This window comes from Streptomyces sp. NPDC050988 (assembly GCF_044456225.1).
In the GTDB taxonomy this organism is placed as follows: domain Bacteria; phylum Actinomycetota; class Actinomycetes; order Streptomycetales; family Streptomycetaceae; genus Streptomyces.
Genome location: NZ_JBITFQ010000002.1, coordinates 213,184 through 228,819, shown reverse-complemented (window position 1 = coordinate 228,819; position 15,636 = coordinate 213,184). Strand labels below are relative to the sequence as shown.

12 protein-coding genes are annotated in these 15,636 nt (G+C 68.8%); 5 read left to right on the top strand and 7 right to left on the bottom strand.

The window, feature by feature from the left end; translation table 11 throughout:
• Window positions 1-134 precede the first annotated feature (134 nt).
• Window positions 135-3,059, top strand: coding sequence for an AfsR/SARP family transcriptional regulator (locus tag ACIBEI_RS05860; protein ID WP_398885457.1), 2,925 nt, complete (start codon window positions 135-137; stop codon window positions 3,057-3,059).
• Between the two features lie 377 nt (window positions 3,060-3,436).
• Here the strand turns inward: ACIBEI_RS05860 and ACIBEI_RS05855 are convergent, their stop codons facing one another.
• Window positions 3,437-4,183, bottom strand: a complete 747-nt coding sequence (locus ACIBEI_RS05855; protein WP_398885455.1) for an alpha/beta fold hydrolase — start codon at window positions 4,181-4,183, stop codon at window positions 3,437-3,439.
• Window positions 4,184-4,276: 93 nt separating this feature from the next.
• On the opposite strand from ACIBEI_RS05855, the gene ACIBEI_RS05850 reads away from it, so the two are divergent.
• Window positions 4,277-4,819, top strand: coding sequence for a TetR/AcrR family transcriptional regulator (locus ACIBEI_RS05850; RefSeq protein ID WP_398885453.1), 543 nt, complete (start codon window positions 4,277-4,279; stop codon window positions 4,817-4,819).
• Between the two features lie 421 nt (window positions 4,820-5,240).
• Here the strand turns inward: ACIBEI_RS05850 and ACIBEI_RS05845 are convergent, their stop codons facing one another.
• The gene (locus tag ACIBEI_RS05845; protein WP_398885451.1) at window positions 5,241-7,001 is read right to left on the bottom strand and encodes a CocE/NonD family hydrolase; all 1,761 of its coding nucleotides are present in this window, start codon (window positions 6,999-7,001) and stop codon (window positions 5,241-5,243) included.
• Between the two features lie 197 nt (window positions 7,002-7,198).
• Between ACIBEI_RS05845 and ACIBEI_RS05840 the strand changes: the two genes are divergently transcribed.
• Complete coding sequence (locus ACIBEI_RS05840) at window positions 7,199-7,915, top strand: TetR/AcrR family transcriptional regulator (RefSeq protein ID WP_398885449.1); 717 nt, start codon at window positions 7,199-7,201, stop codon at window positions 7,913-7,915.
• A gap of 275 nt (window positions 7,916-8,190) precedes the next feature.
• Here the strand turns inward: ACIBEI_RS05840 and ACIBEI_RS05835 are convergent, their stop codons facing one another.
• The 4 genes from ACIBEI_RS05835 to ACIBEI_RS05820 all read right to left on the bottom strand — a co-directional run bounded on the left by ACIBEI_RS05835 (window position 8,191) and on the right by ACIBEI_RS05820 (window position 12,589).
• On the bottom strand, window positions 8,191-9,639 hold the full coding sequence (locus ACIBEI_RS05835; RefSeq protein WP_398885448.1) for an FAD-binding oxidoreductase: 1,449 nt from the start codon (window positions 9,637-9,639) through the stop codon (window positions 8,191-8,193).
• A 70-nt stretch (window positions 9,640-9,709) separates the two neighbouring features.
• Window positions 9,710-10,471, bottom strand: a complete 762-nt coding sequence (locus ACIBEI_RS05830) for a MerR family transcriptional regulator (protein WP_398885446.1) — start codon at window positions 10,469-10,471, stop codon at window positions 9,710-9,712.
• Window positions 10,472-10,616: 145 nt separating this feature from the next.
• Window positions 10,617-11,054 (bottom strand): HIT family protein, encoded by a 438-nt coding sequence (locus tag ACIBEI_RS05825; protein ID WP_398885444.1) that lies wholly within the window; start codon window positions 11,052-11,054, stop codon window positions 10,617-10,619.
• A gap of 23 nt (window positions 11,055-11,077) precedes the next feature.
• On the bottom strand, window positions 11,078-12,589 hold the full coding sequence (locus ACIBEI_RS05820) for an amidase (protein ID WP_398885442.1): 1,512 nt from the start codon (window positions 12,587-12,589) through the stop codon (window positions 11,078-11,080).
• Between the two features lie 1,011 nt (window positions 12,590-13,600).
• Between ACIBEI_RS05820 and ACIBEI_RS05815 the strand changes: the two genes are divergently transcribed.
• Both ACIBEI_RS05815 and ACIBEI_RS05810 read left to right on the top strand, forming a co-directional pair.
• Window positions 13,601-14,143: a SigE family RNA polymerase sigma factor gene (locus ACIBEI_RS05815; protein WP_398885440.1), complete on the top strand. Its 543-nt coding sequence runs from the start codon at window positions 13,601-13,603 to the stop codon at window positions 14,141-14,143.
• Between the two features lie 29 nt (window positions 14,144-14,172).
• Window positions 14,173-14,958: a hypothetical protein gene (locus ACIBEI_RS05810; protein ID WP_398885439.1), complete on the top strand. Its 786-nt coding sequence runs from the start codon at window positions 14,173-14,175 to the stop codon at window positions 14,956-14,958.
• Window positions 14,959-15,146: 188 nt separating this feature from the next.
• Here ACIBEI_RS05810 and ACIBEI_RS05805 read toward each other — a convergent pair whose 3' ends face one another.
• Window positions 15,147-15,329, bottom strand: a complete 183-nt coding sequence (locus tag ACIBEI_RS05805; RefSeq protein WP_398885437.1) for a hypothetical protein — start codon at window positions 15,327-15,329, stop codon at window positions 15,147-15,149.
• Window positions 15,330-15,636: the final 307 nt, after the last annotated feature.

Sequence of the window (15,636 nt, the reverse complement as noted above, 5' to 3'; positions counted from 1 at the left end):
GCCTCGTACCGGATGAATGCTTCAGGAGAGCCCGTGTGGTCTCCTTGTAGGATTCTTGTGGGCTGCGCAGGCGTCCCGTCATGGCCAGGCGGACTCGGGTGGACTCAGTCGCGGCGGGTACGGGGGTGGACGCAATGGCGGTTCAGATTTCGGTACTCGGCGACATTCGGGTACTGATCGACGGGAACCCGGTCGAGTTGGGTCCGCCGAGACGGCAGTGCGTACTGGCGGGGCTCCTGATCGACGCGAACCGGGTGGTGTCGTCCGACCGTCTCGCGGACCGGGTATGGAGTGGGCGGCCACCCGACGGCGCCCGGCAGATCCTGCACAGCTACCTCTCGCGCCTGCGGAGGGCGTTTCTCCCCGCAGGCGAGCGGGTCGCGATCGAGCGGCGGCCCGGTGGGTATGTCCTCTCCCTGAGGCCGGGGGCCGGCGGCGTCGCCGACGTCACGGTGGATCTGTACCGGTTCAGGGATCTCGTGGACCGGGCGGGCCGCGCGGCCGATGCCGCGGCCGACGACGACGGAGAGCGTGCCACGGCCATGCTGGACGAGGCGCTCGGGCTGTGGCACGGCGACGCCTTCGCCTCGCTCGAATCGCCGTGGATCGACGAGGTCCGCGCACGCCTGGACGAGGAACGGTTCCAGGCCGAGCTGGAGCGGGGCGATCTGCTGCTGCGGCAGGGCCGCCAGACCCGGCTGCTCGCGGAGCTGCAGTCCCGTGTCGGGGAAAAGCCGTTGAACGAGCGCCTCGTCGGGCAACTGATGCTGACCCTGTACCGGGAGGGCCGCTCGGCACACGCGCTCGAACAGTACGAACGCCTTCGCCGGGACCTCGCGGAGACCATGGGCGCGAACCCCGGCCCCGAACTGCGACGGCTGCACCTGCGCATCCTCGACGCGAAGACCGGCCGGTCCGACTACCAGCAGTCACCCGCGCCCGCCCCCGCCTTGGCGCCGGCCGCTCGCCCCGGTCAGCTCCCGCTCCCGCCGTCCTCGTTGACCGGGCGGGCCCGGGAGCTGGCGGCGTTGGACAACGTACGGCGCAGCGACACGGTGCCCGTCACCGTGATCTGCGGTCTGGGAGGTGTCGGAAAGACATCGCTGGCGCTGCGCTGGGCGCACGACAATCTCCACCGCTGGCCCGATGGGCAGCTCCACGCGAACCTGCGCGGATTCGCCCCCGCCGTCCGGCCCCTGACTCCGCAGGCCGTGATCCGCGGCTTCCTGACCGCTCTTGGTGTCGACCAGAGGACCGTCCCGACGGACTTCGAGGCACAGACCGGTCTATACCGCAGCCTGGTCGCCGGAAAACGGATCCTCATCCTCCTCGACAACGTCCATGATGCCGAGCAGGTCCGCCCCTTACTGCCGGGTTCGCCTTCCTGCACGGTTCTGATCACCTCCAGGAACAGGCTCAGCGGACTGGTCGCCGCCGAGGGCGCTCTCCCTGTCGTCCTGGAACCTCTCACCGCCACCGAGGCCCACAGGTTGCTGGCCGACCGGCTCGGCGAGCAGCGGGTGGCCGCCGAACCCGAGGCGGCGACAGCCCTGATATCGAAGTGCGGCAGGCTGCCCCTCGCACTCGCCGTGGCCTGTGCTCGGGCCATGGGCAACCCCCAGCTCCCGCTCGCCGCCCTGGCGGCCGAACTCCGCCCGCACGAGACCCGGCTCGACGCCCTGGACACCGGCGACCTGAGCACCTCACTGCGTGCCGCGTTCGACTCTTCGTACGATGCCCTCGACGGCGCCGCCGCACGGTTGTTCTGCCTGCTGGGCCTCGCGCCCGGTCCGGACATCGGCCTACCCGCCGCGGCCTCCCTCGCCGGGCTGCCGCCGACACGTACCGGCGCGCTGCTCCGGGCGCTGGAGGACGCCCACCTCATACAGCAGCATGTGCCCGGGCGATACGGCCTCCACGACCTCGTACGCCTCTACGCCGCCGAGCGGGCCGCCCGGGACCAGCCTCCGGCGCAGCTCACGGAGGCGCTCAACGCCCTGATCGGCTTCTACATCCGGACAGCGGACCGTGCCCATACGTTGCTGGCCCCCCACGGGACTTCTTCGGCTGTCGCGGAAGGAGCGGAAGGTGCGGCGGAAGGGGCAGGGGCGGAAGAGAGCGCGTCGTCCGGCGGGCTGGTCCAGCTCGGGCTGGTCCAACCCGGGCTGGACCAGCCCGGGCTGGACGACTCGGCCGCGGCGACGGAGTGGTTCGAGGCCGAACGGTCCTGTCTGCTCGCAGCCCTTCAACTCGCTGTCTCGAGGAGGCTGCACTCCCAGGTGTGGCGGCTCTGCTGGGACACCACCCTGTTCCTGCGTCGGACCGGCGATGTCCAGGAACTCCTCAGCGTAAGCGAGACCGGCCTCGCCGCCGCGCAGGCCCTGGACGGCCCGACGGCACCGACCCTCCAGGCCCTGGCCCATCGCGGCCTGGCCTTCGCGATGCTGCTGGCCGATCGTGACGGGTCGAAGCTTCTCGACCATCTGGGCAGGGCACTGAGCCTGTCCGAGGACACGGGAGACCTGCTCAACCAGGCCCATACGCACCAGGGCCTGGTCATGGCACTGGACCGGGCCGATGACCCCAAGACCGCGCTGAAGCACGCCGAACGGTCCCTCGAACTGTACGAGAGGGTCGGCGACCAGCACGGCAAGGCCAACGCGCTCAACACACTGGGCTGGTGCCAGGGCCGCGTCGGTCACTACGAAGAAGCCGTGGCCAACTGCCACAAGTCCCTGGCGGTCAGCCGGACTTACGGCTGGCCGCACGCGGAAGCAGCCGTTCTGGACAGCCTCGGCCACGTCAACACCCAAGCTGGCCGCCACAGTGAGGCCGTCGGATACTTCCGCCAGGCCCTGGATGCCTACCGCAACCGCCGCGACGCCTACGAGATGGCGAACACGTTCAGCGGCCTGGCCGAGGCCCACCACGCCCTCGGCGAGCACACCGAAGCCCGCACCGCCTGGCATCAGGCACTCACCCTCTATCGCGCCCAGCACCGGACAGCTCAGGCCGAGGAAACCGAGAAGCGGCTCGGAGCAGCGGCGGAGCAGGACTGAAGAGGCCCTCCGTACACCCGTCCTCGGCCAGAAGGGTTCCGAGAGGCTCGCGGATGTTGACCTCAGAAGCTATGTAGCCGGTGATCTGTGACGTTCTGTAGAGGATGGGCCTGTAGGACTCTCGGCTGGGCGACCTCGGGGGCGGAAAGTGACCGGCTTGGACTCAGCCTTGCGGCGTCGCCGGGAGCCTTCCTTGCGGGGGTTCCGGACCGGGTGGCGGTCCTGTGTGCGGCGGACGCCGACGGCGTCCGTGACAGCGACCCGACCGGCCGCCTCCCGGGCAATGAGCATCTTGCGAGTCAGCGCCATCATGGCCATGCCCTCACGCGCAAGCGGACCTCATCACCGCGAGGACGTCCGCCCACCGGTACCGGATATCATGCGGGCTGGGAGTCCCAGAATCGGTTGAGTACCTCCGCGCCCCGGTCAGGGTCCTGGAGCATCCAGTAGTGGGTGAGGTGGTCCAGTTCCACTGCCTGTGCTCCGGTTCGCGCGGCCATGTCCAGGTCCATCGCGGGCTGTGCCATCGGATCGCCGGTCGGGATCAGGACGAGCCCCGGCACCTGAGCTGGGCGGTCGAAGTCCTTGCCCCAGTCGGTGTAGAAGTTGGGCCAGGCCGAGCGGTAGAGCGTCAGGATGGCCGTGCTCATCTCCTCGTCGTGGACGGTGTCGACTTCCGTCGCCAGTTCGGCGCTCATCCCCCGGGGGCGGAGGAAGTCCCCGAAGCTGGGGCTGCCGGGGGTCTGGGCGCGCAGCGACGCGAGCAGCTCCTCGCCCTCCGGGGTCTTTTGGAAGAGGGTGGCCGCCTCGTGCCACTGATAGTCGGGGTGCCAGCCGTGTGCGACGTCGGACACCCAGCTGCGTACCGGAACGTCGTAGGCGGAGACGATCCGCATCACCAGGTGTGCACCCCAGTCGTGGCCCACGAGGTCGACGGGCTCGCCGAAGGCGCGCAGTTCGTTCGCCAGCCAGTCGGCGTACGCCTCCTTGCCGTCCAGGTGAGCCGGGCGAGGGCTGCCGAATCCGGGCAGCCGCAGGGCCGTGGTGGGGCGGTCGATCCGCCCCCGGAGGTCGTTCCAGACTGAGGGCGTCTCCGGTACTCCATGGATGAACACAACGGTCATGACCGCTCCTGGCGAAGTGAAGTGGATTGGTTATCGACTTGACCGTAGCACCAACCTGATAGGTTATCCACATAGGTATGTGAAGGAGGGATCATGAGGTCGGACGCCGCACGCAACAGGCAGAGGATCTTCGATGAGGCCCGCGGCGCCGTCATCGGCGGGGAGACAGCGCTCACCCTCAACGAGCTCGCGCGCAGGGCGGGCGTGGGGGTCGGGACGGTCTACCGGGTCTTCCCCACGCAGCGGGCCATGCTGGAGTCCGTCCTGGAAGAGGCGGTCCGAGAGCTCATCGATGCGGCGGACGCAGCCGGCGGACACCCCGATCCCGCCAAGGCGCTCGTTGACTTCCTCCGCACGGCTCTCCTGACCGCCCTGGCGCAACCGGGCCTTACCGACGTTCTGATCACCGGGTCCGACGAGACGGACTCTCTGCACCGGGCCAAGGGAGAGCTGGTCGAAGTCACCTCCCACCTGCTCGCACGCATTCGCCCTGCCCCTGCCCTCACCGGCGAAAACCTGCTCAAGCTCCTGTGCGGCCTGATCCACGCCGTCAGCGAGCACCCGGCGGAGCGGCAGGGGAACGCGATCGACAACTACCTCGACATCCTCCGGGCCGGCCTCGCACCCACCCTCTGACGACCGGGGCTCTGGGCGCGGGCTGGGCCCGAACTCGGACGTCGGGCCGGAGGCTGCAGCGTGCCGCTCGTCATGCAGTCCTCCTTGACGTGGACGCGAAGGCGCTTCGGAGCACGGCGGGCTTATCGGATGCCCGCCGGTCGCCGCTCGGCGCACGGACCGTTGGCACGCGCGCCCGAGCGGGGAAGACGGCGACTGTTCATGAACCTTGGCGAACGCGACCTGCCTCTCCCGTCGCTGGCAGCGATTCGGGGCGCTGGTCGATGCTTCCCACCACGTAGGCGAGGTGGTGGACCCCTTCACCTCGGTTCGATGAACTGAGCTGTTTCCGACCTGTCGTTCGCGCTGGTCGGTGAGTTGTCGGTGGTGGTGCTCCGCCCCGTGAGCCAACGCGACGAGGTTGTCCAGCGGTGTGGCGTTCTCAGTGCCGCGCACGGGCCGGGGGCACCGTGAACGTGACCGGGCCGGGCTTCAGCTTCGCCGCGTTGATCTGCGTGAAGGTGTCGAGCCACGGCGCCCGGTCGCCACCAGTCGCGATGTCTTCAGCCGGGTTGTCCAGGGGCAGCTGGAGACGGGCGTCACTGATCCGGATCTTTTGCTTGGAGGGGGTGTCGAGCCAATCGCCGGTCCGCACCGAGCCGATCTCCACGGCGAGGCGGTGGCCGGCCCGCAGGGTCCAGTCGGTCGACTTCAGGCCGATGTCCAGCCGGTCCCGGTCCAGCCTGGAGACTCGCTCGTCGAATGCGACAGCGTTGCCGTCGGCGTCCACGTCGTACAGCTTGACCATCACGTTGCCCTCACCCTTGGCCGTCATGGTGATTCGGGGCGTGCCGGTGACCCGGGTGGCCGTCTCAAGAGGCCCGGACCAGACGAAGAAGCTCCCGGTGTCACGACCGCCCCCGTCTTCCTGGGACGTCGGCTGCGAACCCGCTCCGCTGTCCACGTACGAGCCGTTGCCGAGACGGAGGTTCGCGGAGCGGTTCGCTGTGGGCCAGGACTTCTCCGCGCGCCAGTTGCCGAGGTTGTCCTGGACGGCGTAGTTCGGGTACTGGATCTTCGGGTCGATGCCCTTGAGGTGTTCGTCGAAGAAGGACAGCGTCTCCTGGAACCAGTTCGCGCGGCCCATCGCGAGCTTCCCGTCCTGCGTGCGCTCATTGCCGCGTACGTGGTCCCAGGGGCCGACCCAGGCCCGCTGGGGGCCGCGGTGATTGTCGAGGAACTCCTCCATCCCCACGGGCAGGGTGTTGGTCTCGGCGGTGCCTTGGGTGAAGAGAAGCGGAGTGGCGGTGTCCTTCGCGTTCCCGGCCGGGCTGCGGTCCTTCCAGTACGGGTCGTCCGGGTCACCGATGGAGGGGCCGAAGGAGTTGAGCACCAGGCACTCGGGGTGCTTCTTCTCGTACGCGGCGTTGGTCCGGTACCGCTTGTCCTCGTCCGGCAACTGGGCCAGGCCGGCAATGCGGTTGTAGCTGGTGGGCACCTGGACGCTGTTCGGGCGGGGCACGCCGTTGGAGTGGAGCTGCTGATACAGATCCCAGATGGGCTCCTGGGCGACGACGGCTTTCAGTGCGTCGTGTTTGACGTTGTTGCCGAGGAGACCGGTGTAGGCGTCGAGGGATTTTCCGTACATTCCCACCGCGCCGGTGGACCAGGGCTGTTTCGCGCTCCAGTCGATCGCGGCCTTGACGTCGGCCTGGTCTCCGGGCCCGCCGAGGTCGAGACATCCGGTGGAGCCGCCGAAGCCGCGCGTGTCCACCATGACGAAGGCGTACCCCTTGTCGAACAGGCCGGTCCCCTCGATGAGGTCCTGGAAGCGCTCCGAGGGGCCGGCGTGCTCCTCCTCGACCTCCATCGCCCCCGAGTGACCGAAGTACGCGCCGGCCGACATGATGACGGGCACCTTCGCGCCCTCGGGGAGCTTCTCAGGAAGCAGAACGTCGGCGTGCAGCTCGGTCTTGGAGCCGTCCGAGGAGGGGAAGTAGTGCTGGGTCCAGCGCGCCCCCTCCGGCACCCGCTCGTTCTCCTCGTGCGTGACCGAATCGGTAGCAGTGGCGACGGTCGTCTTCCCGGTTCGGCCGCCGTCGGTTGCCTGGTCCGGCGCGGCGACGGCTGCCCCTATGAGGCCGCAGGTCAGAGCGCAGGCCGTGAGCAGGGCTGCGGCGGTGGCGACTGGTCGTTTCCTCATGCGGTACTCCGGAGCTCGGGTACGGGTGGGCTCAGAAGGGGACCCATCTGTCACTTAGTGACAGTGTCACTAAGTGACAGATATTGCAAGTGGGTGCGCTTGAGTCCGGATCGAGGTGCGCGCACTAGCTGGCGCATAGCGTCACTTAATGTCAATATGGCACTGAGTGAGAGTGATGGTGAAAGGGTGGCGAAAAGATGGCCGACGACGTGGTATCGACCGAACGCAGTCGTGGCGGGATGAGTGAGCAGCGGCGCCGTCGTGTACGTCTGGAGATCTCGCGGGAGGCGGCACGCCTGTTCTGGGCGCAGGGCGTCGACAGCACGAGCGGTGACCAGATCGCCGAGGCGGTGGGCCTGTCGACCCGCACCATCTGGCGTCATTTCCGCAGCAAGGAGAGCTGCGCGGAGCCGATCGTTGCACAGAGCGTGGAGTGGGAACTGGCCACTCTGCGCAGTTGGCCGCCGCACCGCTCTCTGGAGGAGCACTTCGCCACGGAGGCGAAGCGGTTGGTCAGCGAGATCAGCCCTTCGGAGCAGGCCGATGCCGGGCTGGGCGTCAAGATGATTCGATTGGCCGACACCGAACCGGCCCTGCGCACGGCCTGGTTGATGGCCTGCGACCAGGTGGAACACGAACTGGCAGCGGTCATCGCGACTCGCCTCGGACTCAAGCCCGACGACCTGCAGGTACGTCTGCACGCCGCGGCCGCCGCGGCCGCCCTGCGAGTCATCAACGAGTACGTTGGGGCCGGCCTTCTGGACGGCACCGATCCGCGGGAGCTCGGTGACGAGAATTTCGCCTTCATCGCGGACGCTGTCCGCACGGCCACCGGGGGTGCCGTGGGCGACCCGGTCCAGGTCGACGAGGCGCCCGCCGCGCCGGACGAAGTCGCTGCTGACCGACAGGAGTAAGCGGTGCCCCCTGAGCGGCACACTCCGATGGGCTCAGCCACGGAGGCAGGAGGGGACTCGGCCGCTGCCGCACGTACTGTGTACGCCGCTCAACCGCCGATCTCCCAGGGCACGACAACGCCGTAGCGCCCATATGAACTCTGTGGCCCAGGGCGCTATTTCGGCCAGTCCGACGAAGACCCCGGCTCTCCATCCCGGATACAGCGGCCGGTGGCGCCTGACCCTGCCCGGCGCCTTGGACCCGGGGGGACCGCCGGCACCCCCGGATGCTCCGATTACACGCCTGACATGGGCCCGGAACCAGCGTCGGCACTCCCGCTGGGGAGCGGCGTGGCGGCGAAGACGGAGTCCGGGTCGACCGCAGACTTCACGGCCAGCAAACGCTCGGTGTTCGATCCGTAGGACTCCGCGACCTGGTCGGGAGTCTCCGGTCCCAGGAAGTTCACGTAGCCACCCGGCAGCGAGAACGGCTCAAGCGCCGCGTGCAACGCTTCCAGCCAGCGCAGGTGTGGGGACCTACCATCGCCGGCTCCTGCGTTGCCCTTGCTCTCGCCCTCCCACAATGAGATCAGCTCGACCATCAGGTGCGGTTCGCGTCGGCCGAAAGCCGTCGAGCCGAGGGGCAGACGGGCGGCGGCACCATGGAACTGGTGCCACACGATCGCGGAGAACGGTGAGGTGAACTCCTGGGCAGCCCGGTCCAGGACGGTCGCGATGGAGCCGGAAATGCTCTGGACGGTGCGCGTGCGAATCGCGCCCATCCGCCCGGGTGGGAACATGGTGTCCGTCGCGGCCAACGCCGCGGAACGGGCGACCGGTCCAATCTCGGCCAGTACGGGTGTACCGAGTCTGGCGAGGGCACGCACCGGCCCGTTCTCGGCGTTCCCCACCTCGATGTCCCCGGACCAGGTCGGCGCGACGTACACCGTCGGCTTCCCGTCCGGGCCGGGAAGGAACCCCGCGTCCACCGTCAGCTCATCCGGACAGTCCTGAAGGATCCCACCGAGGTCGGCGAGAATGTCGGCGCTCTGGACGATCGGGTACAAGATGGTGCCCGACACGACTGTCGGCACGGGGTGCAGACGGATTCGCGCCGAGGTCACGACACCGAAGTTGCCGCCGCCGCCCCGCAACGCCCAGAAGAGGTCCGGATGATGGTCGGCGTCGGTGTGCACGCGTGAACCGTCGGCCAGGACGACTTCGGCGCCGAGCAGGTTGTCGGCCGCGAGCCCGAACTGCCCGATCAGGGGGCCGTATCCGCCGCCGAGCGTGAGGCCGACCATGCCGACGGCGCCCGCCGTTCCGGTGACCGCCGTCAGGCCCGCCCGCTCGGCAGCGGATACGACGTCGGACGAGAGTGCCCCGCCACCTACCGTCGCGAAACGGCGGCCGATGTCGACCTGAACTCCCCGCATGTCAGTCAGATCGAGAACCAGTCCGCCGGGACGGAACGCCCGTCCCCAGAAGTCATGACCCCCGCCGCGTACCGAGATCGGCACCCCATGGTTGCGAGACACGCGTATCGCGGCCTGCACGTCAGCGGTGGTCGCGCACCGCACGACGACAGCAGGACGGACATCGACCGCTGCGTTGAACAACGCCACTGCTTTTGCGTACTCCGGCCCGTTGGTGAGCACACGGCCCGCAGGAATTCTGGACCGCAGCTCAGCCAGCAAGGCAGTGCTGACTGCGTCGCGGGCATCTGCATGGGCACGGGACTGCATTGTCACTCCTGCGTGTCGCTTACGGGTGCGGCCGTCGACGGCGACGGCATGGAGCCGGAGACCGGCGCGGTCAACGAAGTTCGGTAGCGTTCCGCCCCGGTCGAGGCTGGGTGGACCCGTCCACGATCACGTGGGTCCGGTGCAGAACGTCGAGCTGCGCCGGGTTGTACAGCTCACGCAGGACCGTCTCCATGGTCTCTCGAACGAATTTCTCCCCCCTCGGGGAGTCCGTGTACAGATCGGGCAGGTCCGGGTGGTCCTGCCGCAGCCGGCGCAGGTAGGTCACCATCCGCTCCACGAGGTCTTGGCGGATGGGCTCGCCTGCGTCAGCGGGCAGTTCGTCGAACTCCCGATTGATCGGGTGAGCAGGCAGATTGCGCACGAGTGCACCGTAGGCTTGCAGCTGCTCCCCGTTCATCAACCGGGTCATGACCAGCAGGAGCGAGCGGTCGGTCTCGGACAGGGGCGTTGCTTCGCCGGGCGTGAGTTCCGTAGGCAGGTCGGCCGGGGCACGCAGGTCGATCAGTGCCGCGAGTTCGAGCCGGGCCCGCTGCAGCCGTTCGATGGTCGCGGCCAGCTCCGCGTCGAGCGTGCGCAGTGCCCGCCCGGGGTGCTCGCCCTCGTCCACCGTCTCTGCGATCTGGTTCAGCGAGAACCCGAGATCGACCAGACGCTTGATCCGCAGCAGTCGGACCAGGTGCGGCACGCCGTACTGCTTGTAGCCGTTGGCGCGACGGTCGGGCTCCGCCAGCAGCCCGACCTCGTGGTAGTGCCGTACCGCCCGCAGGCTGGTGCCGGCAAGCTCGGCGATCTCCCGAGTACTCCAGCTCATGGTTCTCAGCCAACACGATGCCGCTACGGCACAGTCAAGTCCGCCCCCTGCCGCTCACGATCGGCATCGCGATCGGGACCGGGCTGGTGCTGTTCGGCTTCCGGCTCGCGGCAGCTGGGCAGTGCGCGGTCGCGCGAGTTCCGGTTCACACTCCGGGGTCAAAGTCCCGTGCCTGTTCATAACCGAGTTCCAGCAGGGCGGAACGGAGCTTTATTGCTGCTTCAGCCAAAGCTGACTGATCCTCCTCCTGTTTGGCCTTGCTGAAATCAAAGTCGGACATGTCCCAGACCGGCGCGACATGTATATGCAGATGCGGTACCTCAAAGCCTGCGATGACGAGGCCGGCACGCGGAGCGTTCCAAGCCCGCTGCACCCCTTGCCCCACGGCCTGGGCTACCTCGAAGCAACGCGCCAGAAGGGCCCCGTCAGCGTCCGTCCACCGGTCGACCTCACGCCGCGGCACAACAAGAGTGTGACCAGGCCGCAACGGAGCGATGGACAGAAAAGCGACGATTTCCGGATCCTGCCAGACGAAGCGTCCGGGCAGCTCGCCAGCGATGATGCGCGAGAACACAGTAGTCATACGTGAAATTGTCCTTAGAGACGTCAGGCCGCGGACGGCGAATCGGGCAACGACGGCCAGAGATGCGCCCACGGCTGCGCCCGCTCCAACTGCGCGGCCAGTGCCAGCAGCTCGGGCTCCGAACCCGGGCGTCCGACGAACTGGATACCGAGCGGCAGCCCACTCGACGTCCGGTAGAGCGGCACCGACGACGCCGGGCGCCCGGTCACGTTCGCCAGCTGAGTGAAGGGCGCGGGCTCAAGGTTCGCGACGGCCAGTTTCTCGACGAGGTTCATCCGCCCCAGCACACCGCCGATCCGGGCAGTCAGCAGCCCCCGTGCGGCGAGCCGGACCGGCAAGGCGAGATCGAACTCGCCGATCGGCCACGCCGGCCGGGCCATGGTCGGGGTGAGCAGCATGTCGTAGCGCTCGTGGAACGCGGCCAGCGCCCGGGTGTGCTGGTGCCAGCGGGACTGCGTGGCCAGATACTCCGGCGCCGAAAGGCTCCGGCCGATCGCAGCCATCATCCGGGTCTCGATCTCGAAGTCGCCCTCGGCACAGCCGGTGAACTCCCGTGCGGCCGTGACCTCGGCGGCGACCATCGCGAACCAGGCCGTGAGGAAGTCGGTGGCCAGGCGCTGCCCGTCGATGGCCGGGGCGGACTCCTCCACGACGTGTCCGAGTCCGGTGAGCAACTCTCCCGCATCCCGAACCAAGGCGGCGGCCTGCGGATCAACCGGTCCGCCAAGCGGGGACACCGTGCTCAGCCCGATCCGCAGCGGGCGTGGGTCGTCGACGACGGCCTCGGCATACGGACGCTCCGCCGGAGCCGCCCGGTACGGGCCCTCCGGTGCGGAGCCGGCCAGCACGTCGAGCATCGCGGCGGAGTCACGGACCGTGCGCGACAGCACGCCCTGCACCGCGGCGCCATGGAAGACCTCGTCGACCTCCGGCCCGGACGGGACGACGCCCCGCCCCGGCTTGAGCCCGAACAGTCCGCAGGCCGCAGCCGGGATCCGGATGGAGCCCCCGCCGTCGTTCCCGCCCGCGACCGGGACGACTCCGGCCGCGACGGCCGCCGCGGACCCGCCGGAGCTGCCACCGGGCGTCCGCGACGGATCCCAGGGGTTGCGGGTCGGGCCCCCCGCGACCGGCTCGGTTATCGCGCGAGCACCGAACTCGGGGGTAGCGGTCCGGCCGAACACGACCAGACCGGCGTCGAGCCAACGCTGTACCACCGTGGACGTCTCCGGACGCGGGAAGCGTGCCAGCGATCGATTCCCACTGCCGGTCGGAACCCCGGCGAGGTGCTGACCCAAGTCTTTGATCAGGAACGGGACGCCTGCGAACGGCCCGGACAGCGGGCTGCGAGCGCGGACACGGGCACGGGCATCGTCGTCGAGTCGGTGGCGGATCGCGTTGATCGTCGGCTCGACGGCGTCGGCACGGGCAATCGCCGCTTCGAGCAGTTCAACCGGGCTCACCGCCCCGGACTTCACCAGCTCGGCCAGCCCGACGGCATCGTGCTCCCGGTACTCATCCCAAGTGATACCCATACGAGTGCTCCCATCAGAGCGATAAAGCGATAAGGGGCCCGGTCCGAGGCATGTCCAACGTCACGACGCCTCGGCCATCGGCGTCCCGGCTACGACCTCGCGCAGTCTCGGTCGGCCGGTCACGACCGCGTCAGACACTGCGTAGCGATGTTGATCAGCCAAGGCCTGAGTCAACACTGTGCCGCGACGGCACACTCAAGCTCATGGATAGCGGGATCACCCCACACGCCGAGTTCTGGGCGCAGCACCGGAGGCGGGCACGCGGTGACGGTCGGGCCGACCGGAGGCAGAAGGGGTGTCCGGCTGCCGGGCGGGCGTAGGCCCGTCCGCCTTCTTGCTATGCAAGTTGACGTCGCCAGTGGGCTGCGGCTGACGTGCGCCATTTCGCGCGGTCTGGTTTTCCCGGCCCTGACCTGGCGTCTGACCCTCACGCCGTCCGCGACGTACTCGCGCAGTTCCTCGGACGTCGGCGTCCGAAGCCCCGCACCCGCGCCACCTCGACGGCCGCGACCTTTACGAAAAGTCGGCGGCGAACTGAGCGAGACGGCCGGCGCGGGACAGGTCGACAGCGATGGCCGAATCGCCGTACGGACCGCGACCTGGTGACGAGCGACTCGATGGGCGGGGGATTCGCCGCGATGTGACTCAGAGCACGTCGCGCGAGGCGGCTATCTGGTCGGTGGCAAAAGCCCTCGGCACACGGGATCGGACTGTTCGACCTCCAAGCGGTGACGGTCACCCGCTACCGCTACAGAGGCAACACGACCTCCAACTCCTGGACTCACCCCAACCCCGCGCGAACGGCAGAGTCCGTGGAGAGCCCGGTACTCGGAGACGGGTACGCCGCGTTCGGCGAGCGGCACGGAGGAACGGACCGGTGGCAACACCGGCACCGCGCTCCGTGCCGACTCAACAGGCACCCCCGCTCCGACGAGAACGCGGAAAAAGATTCCGCGGTGAGGCAACGGTCTCGGCCTCTCATGGCCTCTTTTGAACATCTAGGAGGTGCTGATGGGGGTTCGAAAACAGGCCGGGGACAGAGAGTTCCAGGCCTTCGTCGTCGGCCGCTGGCCGCGGCTGATGCGCACGGCATTCCTGCTCACGGGGGAGCAGCACGCCGCGGAGGATCTGGTCCAGTCGACGCTGGAACAGGTCTATGTGGCCTGGCACAGGGTCGCCTCGGCCGACGCCCCGGAGGCGTATGTACGACGAGTGATGATCAACGCGCATGCCCGCAGGTACCGCAGGAAACTGCGGGAGTTCCTGGTGCCCAGGAGCGAGGACGCGAGCCTGACATACGAGGTGGCCGACACCGGTGACCGGATCGCCCAGGCCGACGACCGCCACACGCTGCTGAAGGCGCTGGCCGAACTGCCGACACGGCAGCGGGAAGCAGTGGTCCTGCGCTACTGGGAGGACCTCACCGAGACGCAGACGGCCGAGGCGATGGGCTGTTCGGTCGGCACGGTGAAGAGCAACGCAGCCAAGGGGATCGCGAAGCTGCGCGCCATATCGGGACTGGCGGAGACAGCGACGCTGGGAGGACGAAAGTGAAAAGCGCGGACTGGGAGACGAGCCACAACATGACACAGCACGACATCGCACTCCTGCTGGCCGACGCGGCCGACGAAGTGAAGGTCGGCATAGCCCCCGCCCAGGCGCTGATTCGTGGCGGCCGCCGCCGCAAGGCCCGTCGCTGGGCGGTCGTGGCGACCACCACCCTGGTCGTGGCCGGCTCCACGGGGGCTCTGGCGCTGACGGGGCTGTCCGGTGACAGGGACCGGGGGGTGTCGCCGGCGAGCGCGCCGGTCGCCAGCGCGGAGGCACCCGAGCCGCACATGCGGACGACCCTGGCCAGCGGCACCGACGCGGGAGCGCCGTGGAGGGTGTACATCGACGTGTGGAAGGCTCCGGCGGACACGGCGGAGGCCCAGGCCACCCTGGCGGCGATGGCGAAGTTCGGCGAGCACCCGGAGGACGTCTCCACGGCCTCCGAACTGGTGGGCAAGGTCGCGCACTTCGTGCACCGGGTCACCGGTGAAGAGGCGAGGACCACCCAGATCGCGGACATCGTGGTACCCGAGGACGACGTCCTGTCCGGCGGCGAGTACGGGGCCACCTCGCTCCCGCTGCTTCCCGGGAACGACACGGCCCCGCGCCTGGTGACCGGCCAGGTCGCCAAGACCGCCCGGGAGGTCACCTGCACCTGGAAGGACGGCACGTCTACCAAGGTCGGCCGTGCGTCCGCGGCCACCGAGGCGAACGCCGCCGTTCCGGTCATCCACAGCCCCAAGCACTCGCCCTACGACTGGTTCGTCTGCCTGGCGCCGAAGTCCACCGCGTACGAGGGGATCAAGGTGACGAAGTAGACGAACCGGGAGACCGAGTGCGGGGAGCCGAGGCCGGACGACGGTTCGCGACGCCCGGCGGCCCCCGGGGGCAGGGGAAGCTCTCCCTTCCCCTCCCTGGCGGGGTGACACGAGCCCCCCACAGCTCCCCGCCCGCACCGGGTCCCCGTCGGGGTACCAGCTACGGTCCCTCTTCACTCGGATCTTGCTCAGAGCAGGAATGATGCGAGTGTGACCGCCGCTTCGTAGGAGGTGGCGGTCTTTTCGTATCTTGTGGCGATGCCGCGGAAGCCCTTGAGACGGTTGGAACAGCGTTCGACGGTGTTGCGGAAGGCGGTGCGTTCGTCGAACAGCTCACGCTTCTTCAGGCAGTGGTAGAGCTGTCCGATCATTCGGTTGAAGAGGTACCGCTGGGCGGCTGCGTGCCAGTCTCTATGGCTCCGGGGGAGGTCCTCAGGGCGGAGAACGCCCACAGGTAGCCGACCTTCCCGGAGGCTCGGGTGATGGGCGAGGGAAAGTCTCTTCCACCGCCTGGGCGAGCGTCTGCTGGCCCAGCGCATCTTCGACCAGGGGTGGCTGGTGGGCCCAGTCGGCGCGGAAGACCGCGCAGAGTCCTTCGGCCTCGGCCTCGATTCCCCGCTGACGGCCGGCGCTTGAGCCCCGCGCCGATCCTGCGCGGTCAGCCGGGCGGCCCTGGCC

Excerpts from the sequence above, each read along its gene's own strand:
- ACIBEI_RS05860 (WP_398885457.1), top strand. The coding sequence starts at position 135 with ATGGCGGTTCAGATTTCGGTACTCGGCGACATTCGGGTACTGATCGAC.
- ACIBEI_RS05855 (WP_398885455.1), bottom strand. The coding sequence starts at position 4,183 with ATGACCGTTGTGTTCATCCATGGAGTACCGGAGACGCCCTCAGTCTGG.
- ACIBEI_RS05850 (WP_398885453.1), top strand. The coding sequence starts at position 4,277 with ATGAGGTCGGACGCCGCACGCAACAGGCAGAGGATCTTCGATGAGGCC.
- ACIBEI_RS05845 (WP_398885451.1), bottom strand. The coding sequence starts at position 7,001 with ATGAGGAAACGACCAGTCGCCACCGCCGCAGCCCTGCTCACGGCCTGC.
- ACIBEI_RS05840 (WP_398885449.1), top strand. The coding sequence starts at position 7,199 with ATGGCCGACGACGTGGTATCGACCGAACGCAGTCGTGGCGGGATGAGT.
- ACIBEI_RS05835 (WP_398885448.1), bottom strand. The coding sequence starts at position 9,639 with ATGCAGTCCCGTGCCCATGCAGATGCCCGCGACGCAGTCAGCACTGCC.
- ACIBEI_RS05830 (WP_398885446.1), bottom strand. The coding sequence starts at position 10,471 with ATGAGCTGGAGTACTCGGGAGATCGCCGAGCTTGCCGGCACCAGCCTG.
- ACIBEI_RS05825 (WP_398885444.1), bottom strand. The coding sequence starts at position 11,054 with ATGACTACTGTGTTCTCGCGCATCATCGCTGGCGAGCTGCCCGGACGC.
- ACIBEI_RS05820 (WP_398885442.1), bottom strand. The coding sequence starts at position 12,589 with ATGGGTATCACTTGGGATGAGTACCGGGAGCACGATGCCGTCGGGCTG.
- ACIBEI_RS05815 (WP_398885440.1), top strand. The coding sequence starts at position 13,601 with ATGGGGGTTCGAAAACAGGCCGGGGACAGAGAGTTCCAGGCCTTCGTC.
- ACIBEI_RS05810 (WP_398885439.1), top strand. The coding sequence starts at position 14,173 with ATGACACAGCACGACATCGCACTCCTGCTGGCCGACGCGGCCGACGAA.
- ACIBEI_RS05805 (WP_398885437.1), bottom strand. The coding sequence starts at position 15,329 with ATGATCGGACAGCTCTACCACTGCCTGAAGAAGCGTGAGCTGTTCGAC.